Origin of the sequence: Micromonospora tarapacensis, assembly GCF_019697375.1 — a bacterium.
In the GTDB taxonomy this organism is placed as follows: Bacteria; Actinomycetota; Actinomycetes; order Mycobacteriales; family Micromonosporaceae; genus Micromonospora; species Micromonospora tarapacensis.
Genome location: NZ_JAHCDI010000004.1, coordinates 4,300,248 through 4,320,312, shown reverse-complemented (window position 1 = coordinate 4,320,312; position 20,065 = coordinate 4,300,248). Strand labels below are relative to the sequence as shown.

The following is a 20,065-nucleotide window of genomic DNA, read 5'->3' as shown; positions in this document are numbered from 1 at the left end:
TCGAGGCCCGTACGGCGAGGTCTTCCCGCCTGATGGCCTGACGCGATCTCCGGCGACAATACGACGGATCCCCGTCGTGCGCACGTTTGTGCCGCGCAAGCCAATCCGTCTCCCGGAGACCTCTGTGCAACTGAGGATTATCAGCAGTTGCACAGGGATCCGGCTCCCGGCTGCGGCTCACCCGTGCTCTGGCCGCCGCGCTTCCGCAAGGTACTGCTGCCCTCGAAGCTGGACACCACCCCGACGCCCCCGCAGCGCACGTGACGGACCCACGTCCGCGCCGGCGAGACGAACGGGGGCACCGGTCTGGTAGGCGGGAGCCATCTCGGCGCGACCAAGCCGCAGACCAATAGGGTTGACAATTGACGTGATCGCCGCAATGAATTATCTGGCTCAAGCTCGGGTGGTTTACCGTGCGATCGAACCCGGCGTGGACCGCGTCGAATTCTCGTTGCAGCAGGCGATATCGGCGACAAACTTCTATTGACGTCGCCTGCTGCCGCGTTACGGTGGCGGGCAAGCAAGCATGTCAGGGTCGTGTGAAAGCCGACCGCATCCTTCTCGGCATTGGTGACGGGAGCCTGCTGCGAATTGGAGGAGGGCTTGATGGCTGGGAGAAACGATGAACTCGCACGCGACGCGACATGGTGCGAGGAAGAACAAGAGGTCGGCCGCAGTGAAATCCGGCAGACGGCAGCGACCACCGCTATCACCGTTCGGCACAACTTCGAGTCCGCGCATCGTCTGCCGCAGCTGGGCGGAAAATGCCACAACCTCCACGGTCACTCCTGGTGGGTGGAGGCAACCGTCGCGGGCGAGGCCGGAACCGACGGCATAGTCGTGGAGTTCCAGGACTTGAAGAGCTATCTGCGGCAGTGGATCGACGGCAATCTCGATCACGGGGCCATGCTGGGCAGCGAGGACGAGCTAGTGCCGGCGCTGAAGGCGGCGGACTCCAAGGTATTCGTGTTCGGCGAAGCGGATCCCTCGTTCGGTCTCAGCTGGCCGACGGTGGAAAACGTCGCTGAGCTTCTCGGCCGGGTCACGGCCGGATACCTCCGATCGCGGAGGTGGCCAGGTGTGCGCGTGTCCCGGGTCGTGGTGCGGGAAACCCATGTCAATGCGGCTGAGGTCTCTTGGTGAAGACCGACGAGGCCGACCTGGATCTGCTCGAGTCCGGCGACGGCGGCATGCCGGCACTGCCGGTCTCCGAGGTGTTCGGGCCAACCATCCAAGGCGAGGGCCCGTCTGCCGGCCGGAGTGCCTGGTTCGTCCGGCTCGGCGGCTGCAATCTCTCGTGTTCCTGGTGCGACTCGCCGTACACCTGGGACGCACAGCGCTTCGACCTGCGGCGTGAGATCCCGATGACACCCGTGGAAGAGGTTCTCGCCCGGATCGCCTCGTCGTCGCTTGTGGTCGTCACCGGTGGAGAGCCACTGCTCCACCAGAACCGACCTGCATGGCGCGCATTGTGCACCGGGCTGAGAGCGCGCGGTTGCACGCTGCACGTCGAGACCAACGGAACGATCGTACCGAACGCGACCACTCGAGGCTTCGTCGAGACATTCGTGGTGTCACCGAAACTCGCGAATGCGGGTGTTCATCGCGGCAACATCGATCCGGCACTACGCACCGGGTGGGCCGAGGTCGCGGAATCCGGCCATGCGCACCTGAAGGTGGTGTGCGCTTCGACCGAAGATGTCGCGGGTGCCGTCGACATCGCTCGCACCACCGGTTGGCCCCTCGACCAAGTCTGGGTAATGCCGGAGGGGACGACCGCGCAAGAGCTGAACGGCCGCTGGCGCGCGATCGCAGACGCAGCCGCGCATGCCGGCATCAACGCTACCCATCGGCTGCACATTCTCGCCTGGCAAGATCGTAGAGGTCATTGAATGATTGACATCGAAAAGGTCGCGTCGAGTGTTTCCGACCTCCTGCTCGCGCTCGGTGTGGAGCGCGACTCGCATACGTACGACACACCCCGACGCGTCGCCGAAGCATGGGCCGAGTGTCTCGCCGGATACGACAGCGATCCGGTCATCCACCTGGACGCGACGTTCACCGGACCGTCGGATCCCGGCCTCGTCGTGCTCAGCGGGATCCGCTTGACATCCACCTGCGCGCACCATCTGCTGCCGATCACCGGCACGGCGACGGTCGCGTACCGCCCGCGGCCGGGAGCACCCATCGTCGGCCTGTCGAAGCTCGCCCGGGTGCTCCACGGGTATGCGCGGCGGCTGCAGGTCCAGGAGCACATCGGCTATCAGGTGGTGGAAGCGATACGCCAGAAGCTCGACCCGGTCGGCGCCGCGTGCATCATCACGGCGGAGCACGGCTGCATCAGCACGCGGGGTGTCCTGGAACGCGGCGTGCTGACGACGACGCAGGCGGCTGCCGGCGAGTGGAAGCCGGGGCACGCGGATCTTCAAGCGATTCTCACGGAGCACGCTGCCCGGAGCGTCTGAACATTCGAGCCGGCGCGACTTCGGCGGAGTGGCATCGATCGACGTCATTGTCAGGCCGGTCTGTCCAAACTGGGCTGTGTGACGGAGGAAATTCCTAGTTGCACACATTGAATCGGTCCTGCGATTGGCGAAAGTCATCTACGAATGGAGAACATCGATGACCACTTCCACCAATGCGCCCACGTTCTGGTGGGCAGCGTGAAACTCGGGATTCTCGCGTGGGAGAAGGCGGAGCCGGAAGCGATTGGGATCGCGGACGTCGCCAGGGAACGCGGGCACAGCGCGCTGGTGTTCGAGCTCGACGACGTACGCTGTGATCCCGGTCCCGCGGGTGCGGTAGCGACCGTCCAGGGGACCCCGTTGTCGGAGTTCGACGTCATCCTCTGCCGGTGCGACCTCAGCACGCCGCCCTGGACGGAGAAGATCCAGCAGCTTCTGTCGCTAAATGGCGAACCGGGTGTGATCGTCCTCGATCCGCTGGACGTGCACATCAGAGCGGCGAGCAAGCGGGCCATGCTCCAGCAGCTCACGCTGCACGGCATCCCCGTCCCGCCGACCAAGGAGTGCCGCAGTGCCGCCGACGTGCGCGCGGCGCTTGATGTGTGGAGCCAGGTGGTGGTCAAGCCGGCTCTGGGCTACCGCGGGCTCGACGTCGAGCGCCTCCTCGACGGCCCGACCACCTCGGCCCTGGAGCTCATCGACACACTCCTCGAACGGCACGGCACGCTCCTCTGCCAGCCTTACCTGGAGCACAGGGGTGACTACCGAGTGCTCGTCATCGGATCGAAGGTCTCCAGCTGCACGCGGTTCGACACCGCCGACGACGACTGGAAGCCGTTCTCCGGTGACCTCGCCGACGACCCGGTGAGCTCCGCCTTCGTCGAGCCGTCGGAGGAGCTCGTGTCCCTGGCCCTGCTGGCTACGAAGGCGACTGACCTGACGACGGCCGGCGTCGACATCATCATGAGCGAGGCCGGCCTGACGGTGATCGAGGTGAACCCGGTGCCGGGCTGGGCAGCATGGACTCCGGAGCTGGCACGTGTGCCCAACGTTCACGTCGTGGAGTTCGCGGAAGCCCAGGCAAACGCCCAAGGTCGCGTCAGCGTGACCTCGGCATGGGGGCGGCGATGATGAGCCACGGGGCGAAGAACCGGCCGCAGGGGCGCGGAGGCCACGCTGCGGCGGAGTCGCCGATGGGGATCATCGGCACTGGCTCGTGCCTGCCGAGCACCGTTGTGACCTGCGACGAGATGGATCGGGCGCTCGATGCCAGGCCCGGATGGACCCAGCGTGCGACGGGGATCCGCGAACGGCGCCGGGCTCCCGCCGAGACATCGCTCACCGACCTGGCCGTCGGGGCGGGCCGGGAGGCCCTCCGCGCCGCCGGTGTCAGCCCCGGCGAGGTCCGCACCGTCATCGTGGCCACGGTCAGCCCCGACCCGCCGGTCCCGGCGGTCGCCGCCCGGGTCCAGGACCGCCTCGGCGCGACGCAGGCCTTCGCGTTCGACCTCAACGCGGCGTGCGCGGGGTTCATCTTCGCGCTGGAGGTCGCACGGCCACTGGTCGGAGTGGACGTCGAGCGGCCGTTCGTTCTGGTCATCGGCTGCGACGTCTGGTCGCGGATGACGGACCCGCTCGATCGTCAGACCTGGCCGCTCTTCGGAGACGGGGCGGGGGCAGTGGTGCTTGGCCCGGTCAAGGAGGGCGGATTCATGGCGACGGCCCTTGCGACGGATGGCTCGCTGGGCGATTACGCCGTGGGCGGCTTCTCACCTCCGCTGCCGGGCCGGGCCCCCGACACCGCAGGCCATCTCTTCAGAATGCGCGGCCGGGAGATCTCCGAGTTGCTGCTCGAGAACCTGCCGAAGCTGGTGAACACGGTGACGCAGATGGCGGGCGTCACCGTGGCGGACGTCGACTATCTGATCTGTCACCAGGCGAATCCCAAACTCGTGGCGCGTTGCGCCGAGGAAGCGGGTTTCGCCGGGGACCGGAATGTGAATACCGGCGAGGTGTTCGGCAACACCGTCGGAGCGTCGGTGCCACTCGGGATCGACGCGGCGGTGCAGGACGGCCGGCTGCGACAGGGGTCTTTGGTACTGCTCGCGGCCTTCGGCGCCGGGATGTCGTGGGGAGGCACCCTGATCAGCTGGTCGAACCCGGGTGCCAGAGTGGAGGAGCCGTGAACATAACTTGGAACAAGCGTCAGCTGGAGATCCGGGGGCGGTTCCATGAGATCGCCACCGATCTGGTTGCGGTGGGAACCGATGCCCGCGATCGAGACGGATCCTTCGATCGGGGGATCTGGAAGGAGCTGGCGGCCACCGACTTCTGGCAGTTGCAGGTGCCGGCAGAGATTGGAGGTGCCGGCCAGGACAGCTGGGACTGGCTGGCAGCGATGGAGGGCCTGTCGCTCGGTGCGCGTGATCTCGGTTTCCTCATGTCCGTCGCGTCGCAGAGCGGCCTGATCCGGCTGCTGGTGACCGCCGGCACCTCGGAGCAACAGCAAACCTGGCTGCCGGGCCTGACATCCGGAGAAATCGCGGCCACGGGGTCCACCGAGGAGTCCGGTGGGTCCGACGTCCGGGGGATCTCGACCCGGGCGGTCCCCGCGGCCGACGGCGGCTTCATCCTCAACGGCGGCAAGGCGCACATCACGAACGCGCCTGTCGCGGATGTCGTCATGGTGGCGGTTCGCACCGACACCGAGTCCGGGGCCTTCGAACTCAGCCTGTTCGTGACACGCACCAACGTCGACGGGGTCGAGATCGGACCCGGTGAGGATCTCCTGGGACTCCGGACGAGTCCCACCGGACCGATCACGTTCCGCGACGTGCACGTCGATGCCGATGCGGTGATCGGCGGCGTCGGTGAGGGCCTGAAGCGCCTCTACAGCACCTTGGCGTACGACAGGATTCTGTTCGGGATCATCGTCGGGAGTTCCCTGGAGGCGCAGCTCGAGCCGTTGGTCCGGCAGCTCGAGACGCGGCGCGCGTTCGGCGCGCCGCTGAGCGGGCATCAGTACATGCAGGAGAAGGTCGTGTCGCTTGCTATGGCCGTCGAGGGGTCCCGCGCACTGGCCTACCGGTCGTTCGGCCAGTTGGACGGCTGGCACGATGGATACAGCCTCAGTGCCTCGGTGACGAAGCTGTTCGCCTCGACCGGTCTCGTCGGCTCGGGTCTCGACCTGGTCCAGGCGTTCGGCCACTCGGGCTACGAATCCGGCAGCGCGGTGGAGCGCAACCTGCGCGACTCGGTGGCTTTCAAGATCGCCGCCGGGACGGACGAGATGCAGAAGAAGAACATCTTCAACCACGTGCGGCGTGCGTACCGGTCCGGCGAGCTCGCACGAGGTTCCAGTGGGTCGGGGACGTAATGACGGGAGCATCCGCACTGCCTATGGTGGCTCGTGCGAAGGGGGTCATGATCGTCGACGCCGACGGCCGGGAGTACGTCGACGGGTGCTCGGGCACGATCTGCGTGAACATCGGTCACGGCGTGCCCGAGGTGCTCGAGGCGATCTCGAGGCAGTCGCAGCTCGTGACGTTCGCCCATCGCAGCCAGTTCCGCAGTCAGCCCGTCGAAGACCTGTCCGCCATGGTCCTGTCGATCGCCGGCCCCGGATACAGGGAGGTCGTCTACAACAATTCCGGATCCGAGACGATGGAGACCGCACTCCGGCTCGCCCTGCACCACCACGCAGGGACCGGGCGAGACATCATCGTCTCGCAGCGGCCGAGCTATCACGGCATGACCGCCGGCGCGCTCGCGGTGTCCGGACATCCGCCTCGCCGCCGCAACGTCGATGCTCTGCTCGGCGGTGCGGCGAGGCTGGAGCAGGTGTCATCCTCGCACGACGCCGAGATCCTGCCGTCGCTTGAGGACTGGATGTCCGTCCTCGAACGGGTGGATCCCGCACGCGTGGCCGCCGTCGTCCTCGAGCCGGTCGGCGGGGCGGCCAGCGGAGGGGCGGAGACGGAGGTCCGGACGCTCCGCGGGATCCGTGAGTTCTGTGACAGCGCCGGAGCTCTGCTGATCGCGGATGAGGTGATGAGCGGATTCGGCCGGCTCGGTGAATGGTTCGGTGTCTCGAAGTCCGGGATCATGCCGGACCTCTTGGTCACCGGGAAAGGCCTCAGCGGCGGCTACCTGCCGATCGGCGCTTGCATCGTGGGGGAACACGTGCTGCCCGGTGTCCCGGCGGCGGAGGTGTCGATGGGCCACACGATGAGCGGCAACCCGCTGGCCGCCGCGGCGGCGCTCGCGGTGCTCACGTACACGCGCGACCACCGGCTCGTCTCGCGAGCGCGGGAGGTGGGCGCCTACCTTCGGCGAGAGCTGGCACTGATCGCACAGTCGGTGCCCCTCCTCCGACCGCCGCGTGGACGAGGTCTGCTCCTCGGCATGGGGATCGAGCAGGACTCGGTCGAGTTCGCGACCACGCCGTTGAACCGCCGGATCGTCGATGCCGCGCTGCGGAACGGACTCCTGGTGTACCCCTCGGGCGTCGACGCGCGTACGCAGTCGGTGATGGTGTGCCCACCGCTGACGATCCGTGACCGAGAGGTCGAGATGCTGATCGCACGCTTTACCCGCGCGGTGTCCGAGTCGTTCGCAGCAGAGCGCGTCTGAGGAGAGGTGACGATGACTACCCTGTACATCGGGAACTCGTTCAACGAGGCCCTTGTCGGCGACCTCAGCCAGCTCGACCCCCTGGACCGCCGGATCGGCGGCAACCTGTCCTGTCGGTTGGTCTGGTCGATGGAGCCCGGCGACCTCCTCGTCAGTCCACAGCCCATCAGCGACGAGTTCCTCGCCTACGCCTCCCGGCTGAAAGGTGTGCCGGTCACCGCGGCAGACGTCGTCGTTCCACCGCCGGGGCGGTTCGGCGACGACGTGCTGACGGCGGACCGGCTTCGCGGGGCCCGGTTCGTCGACGAGTTGCGAGCGATGGTCGCCGGCCGAGGACTCGATTGCATCGTCCCCTACTGCTACGACCAGATCATCGCGTCGCTTTCTCGCGATGTCGGAATCGGGTCGCACGACGCGAGTGTCGCGTTCTGCGCGGCCGGCGGTGCCGAGCTGCTCAACCGGAAGTCAGTGTTCCGGGCACTCTCCGGGGGAGCCGGCGTCCCCATCGCCGAGGGCTTGGTGACCAGGTCGGTGAGCGATGCCACCGACTTCGTCGTCTCGTTCATCGAGGCGGGGCGGTCCGTGATCGTCAAACAGGACGCGCACGAAAGCGGTCATGGCAACGAGATCCTCACGCCATCGGCGGACACCGTGCAGTTGGGAGCCGCTGCGCTCACCGTCGTAGCGGACCGCCACGCCGTCGAGAGGCGACTAGCCGAGCAGTGGCCGCGCTTCAGCTCGAACGGCCGCGATCCCGTCGTCGTCGAGCACTACCTAAGGGACTCGATCTCCTTGGGGTGCGAGGTGAACTTGACCGGTGGGTCCCCGGTCATGCGCCACACGGCGGAGATGCGGATGGCGCCCATTTTCGACGGACTCCTGATACCCCCGAGTTCGATCTCCAAGGAGTGCGACGCCGAGTTCTCCCGATACGCGCTCGAACTCGCCGGCGTCGTGCACGCGATGGGCTATCGCGGGCTCATCAACATCGATGGACTGGCGGCCGACGACGGCAAGACCGTCGTCCTCAACGAGTTCAACGGTCGCCTCGGCGGCTCCACCCATCTCCACTGGATCGGCCGGACGCTCTTGGGCGACGACTACCTGCGACGCCGGCACCTCATCAGCAACAACCACCTGAAGGTGGATTCGTTCACGAGTGCCGTGGCGGCGCTAGAGCGGGCCGGCTTGGCGTTCGACCCCGAGCGTGGCGAAGGCGTCATCCTCACCTGCGATCACACCGCCCAGTCCGGGGCGGTCGAGTACTGCGCAGTTGGAATCGACGTCGCCACAGCCGATGACTACGAGCGGCGGCTCCACCTGCTGCCGACGTCGCGCTGACAACATCCGCGGACAGCTGAGCGAACGTCGGACCACAATCCATGGCTCCCCGGTCTGCTGTGCTCAGCTGCCGTTGGGGGTGCCTCTGCATGTCAGGAGAAATCCGTGATCAGCAATGAACGCCGCATTACCGTCAGCCCGGAGGACTCCGCTTCGCGCTGGGGGAACCCCGGTGTCGAAGTGCTGTCGACACCAGCCATCCTCGGCCACGTGGAGCGCCTGTGCGCCGATCTCCTTCAACCGCAGCTGGCGCCCGGCGAGATGACGGTCGGCGTGCAGGTCGTCATGAACCACCGCGCCCCCGCCCGGGTCGGCGAGGTCGTGGTCATCGAGGCGACCGCTGCCGGCGACGTCGCGCAGCCTCGATTCGACTTCGCCGTCAGGAGCGTCGACGGCAGTGTGCTCTGCGACGGCGTTCACCAGCGCGCCGTGGTCGACGCCGAACGGTTCCAAGCCCGCATATCCGCCTGAGACCCCCATGGCGCTCCGCACCTCGGCCGCTCGCGGTACGGCGAAAGCCGTCACCGACGAGCGCCGAGGTACGGGTTCTGGCGGCGGAGCACGGTCAGCCCCGCGCCGCCGGCTTGGCCAGGCCTCGGCGGACCGGGAAGTGCTGGAGCAGTGACGACGTGCCGTCGACGGCGAGGGCGAGCACCTCGACGAGCCCGTCGCCGGGGCATGGGTGGTAGACCTTGGCCATGTCGATACGAAGCCGCCACAGCTCCGTCAGCGCGGTCATCACGTGGTCCCAGAGGATTCGCTGCTCGGCCGTGTCGTCGCCGTCCAGCGGAGCGACGGCCCGGTAACCGGCGAGAGTGACGTCGACCAGTTGCAGGGGTATCTGCGCGAAATCGATCGCCGGATCGAACCAACCCGCGTCATCCCAGTCGATCAGCGCGGAAAGTCGGCCGTCGCACCGCACGACGTTCCCCGGCTTGAGGTCGCCGTGCACGAATCGGCGATACCGGTTCGCGCCGCTGACCGAGGGCTTCAGGGCGTTCAACAATTCGTCGAACCACTCGGCCGAGTGCGAGGCCAGCACGCCGGCTTCGACGAGTCCTGTCAGGATTGCGGCGTGGTCGAGCGGGCGGGTCCACTCCTCGAGCCAGCCGTTCGGATCGTCCACGTGACCTACGGTGTTGTGGAGTGTCGCGAGTTCGCGCCCGACATCGTGCCAGACGGCCGCGTCGGACGGCAGGAGCCGCGCGGACGGGGTCACCGATTCGCCGCGCACGTACTCGAAGACCGAGAACGGGACGCTGAATATCTCCAGGCTGTCGTCGAACGCGACGAGTGATCCGGTCCGGACGCCAGCGGAAGTGGCGGCCGGCACTGCGACTGACGCGGTGAGTGTTTCTCCGATCGCGCGCGGATGGTCTCGCGGTATTTTCAGGATATACTTGTCGCCGAGCCGGTACACCGAATGCACATTGCCCGATGAATTGACCCGCTTTGTCTTCCGCGGATCTATGTCAAGCTGGTACCGGTCGATGACCGCCGACGCCTGAACCAGTGTCGCGGTCGGGAACGGTGCTCCATCGTAAGGTGGTCGGATTGGGCGTCGAATCAACGTCATGACGAAATGCTCCCGCGCTACTATGCCGATCTCGGGTCGATGAGTGAGATTCGCATGCCTAAACTACCTCCCCCGGCACGAATGCAAAACCACTTCGAAGGAGTGTGCAATGGCTGAGTCCGAGACAGAGCGATCGGAGTCGATGGCGCGGCTGGTGAGGGAGGCATCGGTCAGTTCCGCGATCGGTCACCTCCAGGATGTGTTCTCCGGTATCACCGACCGCCTTCGAACGACACCGACCGAACAAGTCGCCACGCGGCGTCGAGCCTGGGACAACTACCAGCGCGCTTGCTTGGGGCGCGGCGAGACTCGGGCGCTGGCCGCTGGTGCCGTCAAGTCGTCCTTCTCATTGTCCGAGACCAGGTTCCAGCCTCGTGGAGAACCGGGAATGGAACTTCCCGACGCGACCGAGGTGCCGGCGTTCGCCCACCTCGACGGCATCGTGCGCCTTGCGGCGCAGCTGGCGATCCCGAAGGAATTCGACGAGCAACACCTAATCGTGACACTGTTCCTCTTCCGGGTGGTCGCGCGTGCTGGGCAGGTCTACGAAGGATTCCTCCACCGGGACATCGCCTCCCCGCAGGAGCCGGTGGGCAGTGTGATTTTCTACCCCACGGTGCGGACGCAGAACATCGAGGGGGCGGAATTCGGCGCTCACTTCTCCGACCTTCCTACCGATGAGCTGCGGGACCGCGACCACGACGTCACGTTTGCGCCCGACGAGTACGAGGGTGCCGCACTCGTCCTCAGCTATCCGCACAACCTCGCGCACGGTGTTCGGCTGGGGAAGAACCCCCACGCTGCCCTGACGGGCACGACGACGGCTCGTGTCGACGATGCGCGGGAGTTTCTTGAGCCCAGCGAGACCACCTTCGTGAAGGACATGGCGGTGCTGACCTTTTCGAGGACGGCGGCGATCGAGGTGGACATTCCCTGAGCCGTTTCGACGGCGCTTCGGGATCGGAAGTGTGCGAGCACGCCGGGTTCGGAACATCCCCGACCCGGCGTGTCGGCCGGCGAAAGAGGACACTGGATGAATCACCCTGACAGTGGCTACGGTGATCTGGGTTTCCGCATCCCTATGCGACGTCATGCCTGGCCTGGGAAGCTCATCGCCGTTTCAGGCATCGATGCCAGCGGAAAGACGACGTTGATCCGGTGCATCGCGGCGGAGGCGAGGCGCCGCTCGGTGGTGGTGCGGCGCTTCAAGTTCCCGTCTAGAAAGTTGAAGGACACGGCGCTGTTCCGCGAGTTCGACAGGGATCGACAGGGGAGTCTGGACCGTGGCTTCGTCGACCCGTTCGGGCTGACGCTCGTCCTTATGGGAGACCGCCTGCTCACGCTGCACAAACAGGTGAGGGGTCATCTTCAGGCGGGGCGCATGGTGATTATCGATCGATACCTTTTCACGACGCTGGTGGAGTTCCTATTGACGCCGCACTCGGCCGCCGAACGGCGTACCGTTTGGGAGTGCGCCGGGCATTTTCCCCGGCCGGACTGCTATCTTTTCACCGATGTTCCAGTGGACGTTGCCGCCGATCGGCTGCGGGACCGTGGGGAAGCCGAGGCGGAGTCAGTCGATCTCGAAGGTATGTCTATGAGAGCGAAGCTCTTTCGTGAATTCGCGGCAATGAACGACGGCGTGTCGGTTCGAACGGATAACGGCCTTGAGTATTCCGTGAGAGCTGTCCGGGAGCGCCTCACCACCATCGGTGCGCTGCCTTCCCGGACCTGCGATGCCAGGAGAGTCACGAGCGCCGGGGAGCAGCAATGAGTAACACCGACCGTAGCGAGGATTGGACTCCCGTCGTACTGGACGGGCCGTCCCACGAATTACCCGGCCGTCTCCTGGCCATCGAAGGATCGGACGGATCCGGGAAATCGATATGCCAGATAATGAGCAAGAGGTGATGAGTTTATAACAGCCATGAGGCTGGAGAGCACAACTTTACCACACACTCATAAATGATTTAATGCTCAGTCTGCACCTGATTTCCACTGACTACTTTTCAATGATACTGACAAGCAAGAGTGATCACCAACTCAACACACAGATCAATCAAACAAAGAGAGACTACATCCATGATGATGGCTATTTCCACTGCCAATATCAATCTTCAATCGCCATCATGATTATTGAGGATTGACTCATCAATGACTCAATACAGTCTGATTGTTGATGACTCCTCTGACTGCAAAATGAAAAAAGTTGATTTCACTCTACAGATCTCAGACTGATGAGCATGATACTGACTGAAAGATCATGAGGTCAATGATAACTCCCAATTGATCATGATGAATCAGCTTACAATCAACGATCTACTGAGTTGTCGAGACCTCCATGGGATAACACCAAGATCAGAGAGGCAATGCCAATCTCGAAGTAAATCTCGACTTCAAGATGCCATCAAAGAGGCTGATTAACCGCACTCTATCACACGATACTGAAGAACTGACTGATGATATCGAAAACATAGACTGAGTATGGCATGATGTATCATATCGCTTCGTTGAGCCTGGAATGAGCGTTTCTTACGATCTAGGCTGGCAACGAGGATCAAAGAATATCGATTCATGACAGGTGATTACTGTCGGTATCGTTCGAGTGCCGGTTTTGTAGCCACCAGGATTGTCTTGAGATGGTAAGCCTGAATGAGCAAGGCAGAGCCAAGGCGGCAATGACTGGTGGCCGTGTCATCTCGCGACGATAACTTTGTCGCACTGTACCAGCGGCCGGCCGCAGGAACTGAGGCATCAGCCACATGATATCGGAGGAGCCTGCGCAGGATTCTCCCAGGCCCTCGCGGTGGCAAGCAGTCTCGTTTCCTCGGGCGACACGGAGTATGTGGTGGTTGCCGGCGCCGAGCGGATGAGCGACATCGTCGATATCACAAACCGGTCCACGGCATTCCTGTTCGGCGACGGCGCCGGCGCGGTCGTGATCGGACCCTCAGAGCAGCCGGGCATCGGTCCTGTCATCTGGGGCAGCGACACCACGCATCTGCACGCGATCGAGCAGAGCGCCTCCTTCTCGGCCTTGAAGACACCGGGTGCTGTCCGGTGGCCCTACCTGGAGATGGCAGGGACAGAGGTGTTCCGGTGGGCGATCAGCGCACTCGCGGATGTCATCCGTGAGGCGTTGGACGCCGCGGGCCTCGAGCCCCGTGACATCAACGCGCTCATACTGCATCAGGCGAACATACGGATAATCGAGAGCGTCGCGAGCCAGCTCGAACTGCCGGCGTCCGTTGTCGTGGCTCGCAGCATCCGTGAGGACGGCAACACCTCGGCGGCGTCCATTCCGATGGCACTGGAGGTGTTGTGTGCCACCGCACAGGTCCGGCCCGGCGACCTGGCATTGTTGGCCGGGTTCGGCTCCGGGCTCGGCTACTCGGCGCAGGTCGTCACCGTTCCCTGAGCCTGCTCGCCTTCCCTCGTTGCGTCGAGACCCACAGGCGACGACCCTCGGCGGCCATCCGTTTGGATGACCGCGTACCGGCTTTTTTGGCGTGGTACCACCCCAGGGGTCATTGCGTAGTCGGGTAGCTGCTGTTCATGGTGGTGATCCGCTGCAACCGCTGACCCTCGGCCATCGACACCTGCCGGACGAACACCTCCGGCCGTCTGCCCACCGGCCACCACCTCCCACACAACCGATGGGAGACAGCCTGCCCGACACGTCCTCAGGTTCCGTCACGCTGCCAGCGGCGGAACAGGCCGTAGACCGTCTGCCAGGGCCCATACTCGGCCGGGACGTCGCGCCACGGGCACCCAATCCGGACCCGCCACCAGACCCCGTCAATGAGCTGCCGTCTGTCCGTCTGTCCCACTTCGGCGGCCGGCCAATGGTGAGGTCGTGCCGCCACATCGATCACCGCCACGCCGTGATCTACACCGGCAACCGCGACTGCTGAAACACGCCTTAGCAGCTCACCTCGGGGGGCTGGGCGCATGCGCCCAGCCCCCCGAGGTGTCCGGCCGACTACGACGACACGTTCTCCAACTGGTAGGTGACATAGAGATCGACCAGCTCGGAAACGGTCCGAGGAAAGACTTCGTCCTCCAGTGCGAGGAACGGGTCACACCCCAGCGACTGCTCAAGTCGCGTGACGAGGACGGCGAAGGCGAGACTGTCCATGCCGCTCTCGACGAGCCCGCTCTCGAGGGTGACGGCGACGTCCTCGCCCTTCTCCTCTTTGAGCAGCTCGACGACCTCGAGAAGGATTACCTCCTCTAACTGCTTCCGCTCGACCACGCTGCCACCTTCCATCCTGTCCATCGAATTGGCGTAGACACCGGCCACCGGATCATGCGGTGGATCCACCGTCAATCGTGATCACCGTTCCCGTGACGCCGGCTGCAGCCGGGGAGAGAAGATAGGTGACCGCGGCCGCCACCTCGTCCAGGGTCGCGAACCGACCAATCGGACTCCGTCCCCTGATGCGCTCCAAACTCTCCGACCCTAGGGCATCCGTCATCTCGGTGTCGAGAAAGCCCGGTGCGACGGCATTCACCGTGACGCCGCGTCGTCCGACGTCGCGTGCCAGTGAACGGGTGAACCCCTCCAGTCCCGCCTTGGCGGCGGCGTAGACGGACAATCCGCGGAAGCCCGTCGAGGCCACAATCGAGGAGACGTTGACGATCCGCCCCTCCCCTTTCGAGATCATCTGGCGAACGACGTATTTCGTGAAGAGCAACGGTGACAGCAGATCAAGGTGCATCGTTTCCCGGATCGCACGGTCCGACATGAGGGGCAGGAGTCCGTCAACGCCGCGGGCCGCATTGTTCACGAGCGCGTACGGCGTACCGTATGACTTCACGATCTCGCTCACCAGACCTGGTAGGGAGTCCAGGTCATTGAGGTCGGCGCAGAGGTGTACGTAGTTCGGACCCACCTCGATCGGCTTGACCTCGCGACGGGCGAGGCCCACTACCCGGTATCCATCGCGTTCGAGATGTTTGGCGACCGCGCGGCCCAGGCCGCTACTGGTTCCGGTCACCACCGCGCACGGACGCTCGTCGAGGGGCATCAGCTCGGTCATGCTCTGCTGGCCTTTCCGGTCGAAGACAACGACAGTTCGGAAACCACGGTGATCCGCGCCGGAGCGTGCGACCGGGACAGCTGTTCGGTTACGAAGGCACGCAGCGCCGACCGCAGGTCGCCCGGCGCAAGGCCGTCATTCGACGGCGCGAGCACGACCTCGGAAGTGAGGACCCATCCCGTGATCGAGCTGCGCCTGGGAACCACCACGGCGTCCTGGACCGCCGGATGCTGGCGCAGTGTCTCCTCCACCCTTTCCGGCGAGACCTTGTCCCCGCCGACGTTCACAAGTCCCGACGCTCGGCCCACGAAGTACACCCGATCGCCGCGAAGCTCGACGAGATCCCCCGTACTGACGAAGCCGTCCGGCGCGGCCGTGCTGCTTCCTGGCGCGTGCACGAAGAGAACGCCGTCTCGGACGTCGAGCGCCACACCGCCGGGCGGGGTGTCCAGGTAATGCCGTGGGAAGCCCTCGATGGCGTCGTTCACCGAGAAGGCAGCACCGGCCTCGGTGGAGGCGTACACGTGCGTGATCCGCGCGCCGAATCGATTGCGCAACGCGTTCAGCAGGGACTGGGTGGCGATCTCGCCGCCCATCGTGATCTGACGCAACGGGAGACGGTCACCGGCCCGGCTGCGCAGGATCATCCGCCACATGGTCGGCGTCGCGGACAGTGCGTCGACCCCCGATCGGACGAACCGGTCCAGCCGCGCTTCGAGTTCAGCGGTACCGGCGTCCACCAGGCTGTCCCCGCCGTGAATCGCCTGCAGGAGAACCTGGATCCCTGCCATCCGCATGGGTGGGTACAGCAGCCCCCACCGCCGGCTCTCGCGGTCGCCGCGATCCAGCCGGTTGTCGGCCGGGCGTGTCCGCCGCGTCAAGGAGTCGAGACTGTGGTCGGTAGGTGTGGGCAGCCCCGTGGTCCCCGAGGAGAACAGGCGCCAGGCGGTGTGCACCTGGTCGACCTCGCCTCTGGTCGAGGCACCGTCATCGGTCGAGGGTGGCCCCGGGACGCCGTCGATCTCGTCACTGCGGAGCACCACCGCGTCCGGCGAGCTGACCGCCGGACTCAGATCGCCCACCAGCTCGACGCGAGCGGCCCAACCCTCGAGCGCGACGATGGCGGCGGCAACCAGCCGAGAGCCCGGTCCGACGAGGGCCACCGTCGCGCCCCGGGGAACGCGGTGCCGCAGTCCGAGGGCATCATTGCGCAGCGCCTGCCGGGTGAGTGGCGGCGATCCGTCGCTGAGGATGACCGGATGATCGGCGGCAGTGCTCAGCGCGCCCGCGGTCGTCCTGTCCTCGTACACGATGTCACCTCAAACCATTCGTCAGCGTCGCTCAGGAAGCCGTAATCCCGGACTCCTGGGCCGAACGAATCGGCCGGAGGATGAACTCGTAGTAGATCTTGTTGTCACCGGTCACGCACGGGTGGGTCACGAACGCCTCTTTGCCGCTGTCCCGCCGAATCACCCGGTTGATGCTGGATCCGAAGCAGAACTCCTTGTACTCCGGAGTGAAGAACATTTCGGCCAACAGAGCCATGGACGGGTCGAGCACCTTCGACTGGCCGTCGGAGTCGGCGAATCGCAGCCAGGCGTGGCGCCGCAGCCGTGCGCCACCGAATATGTAGCCCGGCTCCAACTCCGTCGGTATGCCCAGGTCGAGCAGGTCGCGCAGCAGTACGCGACACAGTGCCTCGCAGTCGCCGACCCTGCGGCGCAGGGTGCTGGCCATGTCCGGTGAGAGGCTGGCCGGCGTGAAGTGGAAGCGGTACTGCTCGAGCAGATGATTCCAGGCGTCCCGTACCCGAGGGTCCCGCACCGTGGCGTGCATCCCGCTCGATACAACCTGCCCACGCCACTCCGCTCTGCCGGGCTGTATCTGTTCTTGTTCCCAGACCACGTCCGGCAGGGCCGGCGCGACCCAGTCACGGGACGGGCAGTCCTCCGCCCGGGGGCACTCGGCCCAGCCCGTGATCTCGTAGCGACGCCGGGAGACCCAGTCCGCTCCGAACGACTTCAGGACCCGCGCGAAGAAGACCATCTCCCGCTCCGGTCGGCTACGCCCGGAGCCGCTGAGAAGACCCAGATTCCATACGTCGTAGTTCTCATATCGGCCACCGTCGCGAACGAGACCGGCGGCGACCAGCTGCTCCAGCTCCTCACCCGTGCAGCGCAGGGTGTCGAGGGCCTCCACCTCAGGAATCCACGTCCGATGCTCGGGAGGAGTCGGAACGACGACGCCTAGCGTCTCGACCAGAGTCATGATTACTCCTAACGAATACGGTGCGCGTACCTGCCGGGCGTGTCCGTTCCTTTGGACATCAATGACCAGAACTTTCGTACCGCGAGAGCCCGTGCCGGAACACAGTGGTCCCGAGCCAGAGACAGTACAGAGCCACGACCGGCGTCAGCAGCCCCAGCAGGCGTGCAGTTCCATCGGAGAGAATGGCGGCGGCAGGGTAGTAGCTCATGAATGCGTAGGGCAGGACGGCGGTGATGGCTATCCGGACACCCAGGCCATAAATCGTGATCGGGAAACGAGCGAGTTCGCCGAACGAGTGCATCGAGAAGGCGAACATCGAGTACGGCGAGCGCAGCCAGAAGGCCGCGCAGTTCGTCAGCAGGTTCAGCCCGATCTTGACGCCGGCCGCCGCGATCACCAGCAGTACCCCGAGTGCGATGCGGCCGGGACTCCAATGCACGTCGACACGGCCCACCGCGGTGATCAACAGACCCGAGCCGAGGACGAGGTTGCCCAGGCCGTTCATGCCCACCTGGGAGCTCAGCACCTGAAGTACCGGTGGGAACGGCCGCATCAGCAGCGCGTCCAGTTGGCCGAAGTTCACGGTCACCGCCAGCGTCCAGGCGCCCTGAGCGAACAGCACGCTCAGACCCTCCGCGAGGACCACCAGCGCATAGATGAGCACGACGTCCCAGAATCGCCACCCGTTGATCTCAGGGATGCTGTTGAAGATCGCCCAGAGGAACACCACCCCGATGCCCTGCACGAGCACCGCGGCGAGACTCAGAATCCAGAAATCCGCCTCGTACTCGAGCGTGGCGCGTATGTGGGCACCCAGCAGTCGACGGTACAACCGCAGCGTCCGTCGCACCTCAGCCACCATGGACCGTCAGCTTTCGACATGCGGCCGACCACATACCGCGCGCCAGTAACCACAGTCCCACCGCCCAGACGGCCTGGACGACCACCGGCGTGATCGCGGCGGTGCCGTGGAGCGAACCGCTGTAGAGCAGCGCCGGGGTGGCGGCCATGCCGGTGAACGGCAGGTACATGCTGGCTACCTGGATCCATTCGGGCAGGAAGGCCAGCGGCACGAGCGCCCCGGAGAGCAACGTGATGAGCGCGATCCGGGCGGCCTGCACGCCCACGTAGTTCTGTGTCCAGAAGACCAGCAGGCCACTGAGGTAGACGATCCCGAAACGCAGCGGAAAAACCAGCAACGCGGAGAGGACGAACAGCCCTAAGGTGTCCGGATCCGGCGGCGGTACGCCACCCAGTAATGCAGCGGCCGCCAGCATGACGACGATGGCTGTCGCGGCCTCGTACACGGCGAAACCCACGCTTTCCGCGAACCGTGACCACTGGTAGTCGACGGGTCGGACCAGATCGACGGCCACGTCGCCCTGCCGGATGCGATTGGCCATCCGGTAGTCCGTGTAGCTGGAGACGAGCGATCCGGCCACGAAGGCGACCAGCAGGTATGCCTTCATCTGTGGCCAGTCGAACCCGTGCCGCGGCCCGGCGGCCAGCACCGCCCGCCAGAGGTAGAGCATGGACAGCGCGGCGAACGCCGATGCCAGCATGCCGAACAGGAAGCTCGCCTGGTAGGCGAGCAAGCTACGCAGGGCGGTCCGAGCCATGCTGCGGTAGGCCCGTAGCCGCCGTGTCCGGCTGTCGGCCGGTAACGGACCGGCGTCGACGGCGGTCACGGTCATCGCTTGGACTCCGGCCCCGGGACACTGCCGGGCTCCATGCGTAGCTGCCCGGCATAGACCTTCCGGACGACCGTCTCGATGGCCGGCTCTTCGATGTGCATGTCGAGGATCTCCGCCTCGGCGAGCACGGCGGACAGCACCTCCCTCGCCCCGGTTGCGACCCGGTCGAAGCTCACCGTCAGCTCACGACCGTTCGGCTCCAGCCGGACCTGCGCTCCGGGCAGGCGCGCGGCGACGCGCTCGGCGTCGGACAGGCTCGTCGCGAGTTCGAAGGACATCGACCGCTCGCGGACATGGAGGTCCTTGACCGTTCGCAGGTCACCGTCGTAGACCACCCGACCCGCATCGATGATGACAATCCGCTGGCAGATCTCCTCGATGTCCGCGAGATCGTGCGTGGTGAGCATGACAGTCGTTCCATCGGTCACGAGCTGGCGAACGAAGGAACGCACCCGATCCTTCACCGAAATGTCGAGGCCGATCGTCGGCTCATCCAGATAGACCACTCGCGGCTCGTGGATCAACGCCGCGGCCAGGTCGGCCCGCATGCGCTGACCCAACGACAGCTTTCGGGCGGGCGTCGGCAACAGCTCGCCGATTCCCAGGACGCTGTCGAGGCGTTCGATTCCCGCCTGGTACCGCGCGCGATCTATCCCGTGCATGTCGCGCAGCAGTTCGAGTGACTCGCGTACGGGCAGGTCCCACCACAGCTGCGTGCGTTGGCCGAAGACGACACCGACGCGGCGCGCGTTTTCCACCCGGTCCCGGTGTGGCACCAGGCCGTCGACGCGCACCTGTCCGGCGGTCGGGACCAAGATTCCGGAGAGCATCTTCACCGTGGTCGACTTGCCGGCTCCGTTTGGTCCGACGTACGCGACCGCCTCACCCGGCGCGATGGACAGATCGATGTCGTCCACTGCAACATGTTCCGAGTATTTGCGCTCGACCAGATGCCGCAGGGATCCGCGCAACCCGGGGAGCTTCTCCGGCTTACGGAACACCTTCCGGAGCCCTACAGCTTGGATCAAGGTCACGGGGGCAAGCATG

21 protein-coding genes and 1 pseudogene are annotated in these 20,065 nt (G+C 65.3%); 13 read left to right on the top strand and 9 right to left on the bottom strand.

Annotated elements, in window-relative coordinates; translation table 11 throughout:
- The first annotated feature begins 355 nt into the window (after positions 1-355).
- The 10 genes from KIF24_RS34185 (at position 356) to KIF24_RS25565 (ending at position 8,909) form a co-directional block, all read left to right on the top strand.
- Positions 356-487 (top strand): hypothetical protein, encoded by a 132-nt coding sequence (locus tag KIF24_RS34185; protein WP_269440640.1) that lies wholly within the window; start codon positions 356-358, stop codon positions 485-487.
- Between the two features lie 119 nt (positions 488-606).
- On the top strand, positions 607-1,143 hold the full coding sequence (locus tag KIF24_RS25605; protein WP_221086216.1) for a 6-pyruvoyl trahydropterin synthase family protein: 537 nt from the start codon (positions 607-609) through the stop codon (positions 1,141-1,143).
- Positions 1,140-1,892, top strand: coding sequence for a 7-carboxy-7-deazaguanine synthase QueE (locus tag KIF24_RS25600; protein WP_221086215.1), 753 nt, complete (start codon positions 1,140-1,142; stop codon positions 1,890-1,892). The genes KIF24_RS25605 and KIF24_RS25600 overlap by 4 nt, the downstream gene beginning before the upstream one ends.
- A complete protein-coding gene (gene folE / locus KIF24_RS25595; RefSeq protein ID WP_221086214.1) occupies positions 1,893-2,465 on the top strand; it encodes a GTP cyclohydrolase I in 573 nt (190 codons plus the stop codon).
- Between the two features lie 144 nt (positions 2,466-2,609).
- Positions 2,610-3,596 carry an ATP-grasp domain-containing protein gene (locus KIF24_RS25590; protein ID WP_221086213.1) on the top strand — a complete coding sequence of 329 codons (987 nt, stop codon included), beginning with the start codon at positions 2,610-2,612 and terminating at the stop codon, positions 3,594-3,596.
- Between the two features lie 62 nt (positions 3,597-3,658).
- Positions 3,659-4,651 (top strand): 3-oxoacyl-ACP synthase III family protein, encoded by a 993-nt coding sequence (locus tag KIF24_RS25585; protein WP_221086212.1) that lies wholly within the window; start codon positions 3,659-3,661, stop codon positions 4,649-4,651.
- Entirely contained in the window at positions 4,594-5,841 is a 1,248-nt protein-coding gene (locus KIF24_RS25580; RefSeq protein WP_331461399.1) for an acyl-CoA dehydrogenase family protein, read from the top strand. Before KIF24_RS25585 ends, KIF24_RS25580 begins: the two co-directional genes overlap by 58 nt.
- Positions 5,841-7,097 (top strand): aminotransferase class III-fold pyridoxal phosphate-dependent enzyme, encoded by a 1,257-nt coding sequence (locus tag KIF24_RS25575; protein ID WP_331461286.1) that lies wholly within the window; start codon positions 5,841-5,843, stop codon positions 7,095-7,097. The genes KIF24_RS25580 and KIF24_RS25575 overlap by 1 nt, the downstream gene beginning before the upstream one ends.
- A gap of 12 nt (positions 7,098-7,109) precedes the next feature.
- Positions 7,110-8,438 carry a preATP grasp domain-containing protein gene (locus KIF24_RS25570; protein ID WP_221086209.1) on the top strand — a complete coding sequence of 443 codons (1,329 nt, stop codon included), beginning with the start codon at positions 7,110-7,112 and terminating at the stop codon, positions 8,436-8,438.
- Positions 8,439-8,543: 105 nt separating this feature from the next.
- Complete coding sequence (locus tag KIF24_RS25565) at positions 8,544-8,909, top strand: thioesterase family protein (RefSeq protein ID WP_221086208.1); 366 nt, start codon at positions 8,544-8,546, stop codon at positions 8,907-8,909.
- 94 nt (positions 8,910-9,003) lie between these two features.
- Here KIF24_RS25565 and KIF24_RS25560 read toward each other — a convergent pair whose 3' ends face one another.
- A complete protein-coding gene (locus KIF24_RS25560; RefSeq protein ID WP_230415895.1) occupies positions 9,004-10,014 on the bottom strand; it encodes a phosphotransferase enzyme family protein in 1,011 nt (336 codons plus the stop codon).
- Positions 10,015-10,123: 109 nt separating this feature from the next.
- Here KIF24_RS25560 and KIF24_RS25555 point away from each other — a divergent pair, with 109 nt between their 5' ends.
- The 3 genes from KIF24_RS25555 to KIF24_RS25545 all read left to right on the top strand — a co-directional run bounded on the left by KIF24_RS25555 (position 10,124) and on the right by KIF24_RS25545 (position 13,432).
- Complete coding sequence (locus tag KIF24_RS25555) at positions 10,124-10,951, top strand: hypothetical protein (protein ID WP_221086206.1); 828 nt, start codon at positions 10,124-10,126, stop codon at positions 10,949-10,951.
- Between the two features lie 96 nt (positions 10,952-11,047).
- A complete protein-coding gene (locus tag KIF24_RS25550) occupies positions 11,048-11,788 on the top strand; it encodes a dTMP kinase (RefSeq protein ID WP_221086205.1) in 741 nt (246 codons plus the stop codon).
- A 939-nt stretch (positions 11,789-12,727) separates the two neighbouring features.
- Positions 12,728-13,432 carry a 3-oxoacyl-[acyl-carrier-protein] synthase III C-terminal domain-containing protein gene (locus tag KIF24_RS25545; RefSeq protein WP_221086204.1) on the top strand — a complete coding sequence of 235 codons (705 nt, stop codon included), beginning with the start codon at positions 12,728-12,730 and terminating at the stop codon, positions 13,430-13,432.
- Between the two features lie 268 nt (positions 13,433-13,700).
- Here KIF24_RS25545 and KIF24_RS25535 read toward each other — a convergent pair.
- From KIF24_RS25535 to KIF24_RS25500, 8 genes and pseudogenes are all read right to left on the bottom strand, one after another.
- Positions 13,701-13,858: pseudogene (locus KIF24_RS25535) on the bottom strand (transposase); the annotation flags it as partial.
- A 138-nt stretch (positions 13,859-13,996) separates the two neighbouring features.
- A complete protein-coding gene (locus KIF24_RS25530) occupies positions 13,997-14,269 on the bottom strand; it encodes a phosphopantetheine-binding protein (protein ID WP_221086203.1) in 273 nt (90 codons plus the stop codon).
- Between the two features lie 52 nt (positions 14,270-14,321).
- A complete protein-coding gene (locus KIF24_RS25525) occupies positions 14,322-15,056 on the bottom strand; it encodes an SDR family NAD(P)-dependent oxidoreductase (RefSeq protein ID WP_221086202.1) in 735 nt (244 codons plus the stop codon).
- Positions 15,053-16,366 (bottom strand): AMP-binding protein, encoded by a 1,314-nt coding sequence (locus tag KIF24_RS25520; RefSeq protein WP_221086201.1) that lies wholly within the window; start codon positions 16,364-16,366, stop codon positions 15,053-15,055. The genes KIF24_RS25525 and KIF24_RS25520 overlap by 4 nt, the downstream gene beginning before the upstream one ends.
- 31 nt (positions 16,367-16,397) lie before the next feature.
- Complete coding sequence (locus KIF24_RS25515; protein WP_221086200.1) at positions 16,398-17,324, bottom strand: hypothetical protein; 927 nt, start codon at positions 17,322-17,324, stop codon at positions 16,398-16,400.
- 58 nt (positions 17,325-17,382) lie between these two features.
- Positions 17,383-18,186: an ABC transporter permease gene (locus KIF24_RS25510; protein WP_221086199.1), complete on the bottom strand. Its 804-nt coding sequence runs from the start codon at positions 18,184-18,186 to the stop codon at positions 17,383-17,385.
- Positions 18,176-19,018 carry an ABC transporter permease gene (locus KIF24_RS25505; RefSeq protein WP_221086198.1) on the bottom strand — a complete coding sequence of 281 codons (843 nt, stop codon included), beginning with the start codon at positions 19,016-19,018 and terminating at the stop codon, positions 18,176-18,178. Before KIF24_RS25505 ends, KIF24_RS25510 begins: the two co-directional genes overlap by 11 nt.
- Positions 19,015-19,989: an ABC transporter ATP-binding protein gene (locus tag KIF24_RS25500; RefSeq protein ID WP_230415894.1), complete on the bottom strand. Its 975-nt coding sequence runs from the start codon at positions 19,987-19,989 to the stop codon at positions 19,015-19,017. Before KIF24_RS25500 ends, KIF24_RS25505 begins: the two co-directional genes overlap by 4 nt.
- Positions 19,990-20,065 lie beyond the last annotated feature (76 nt).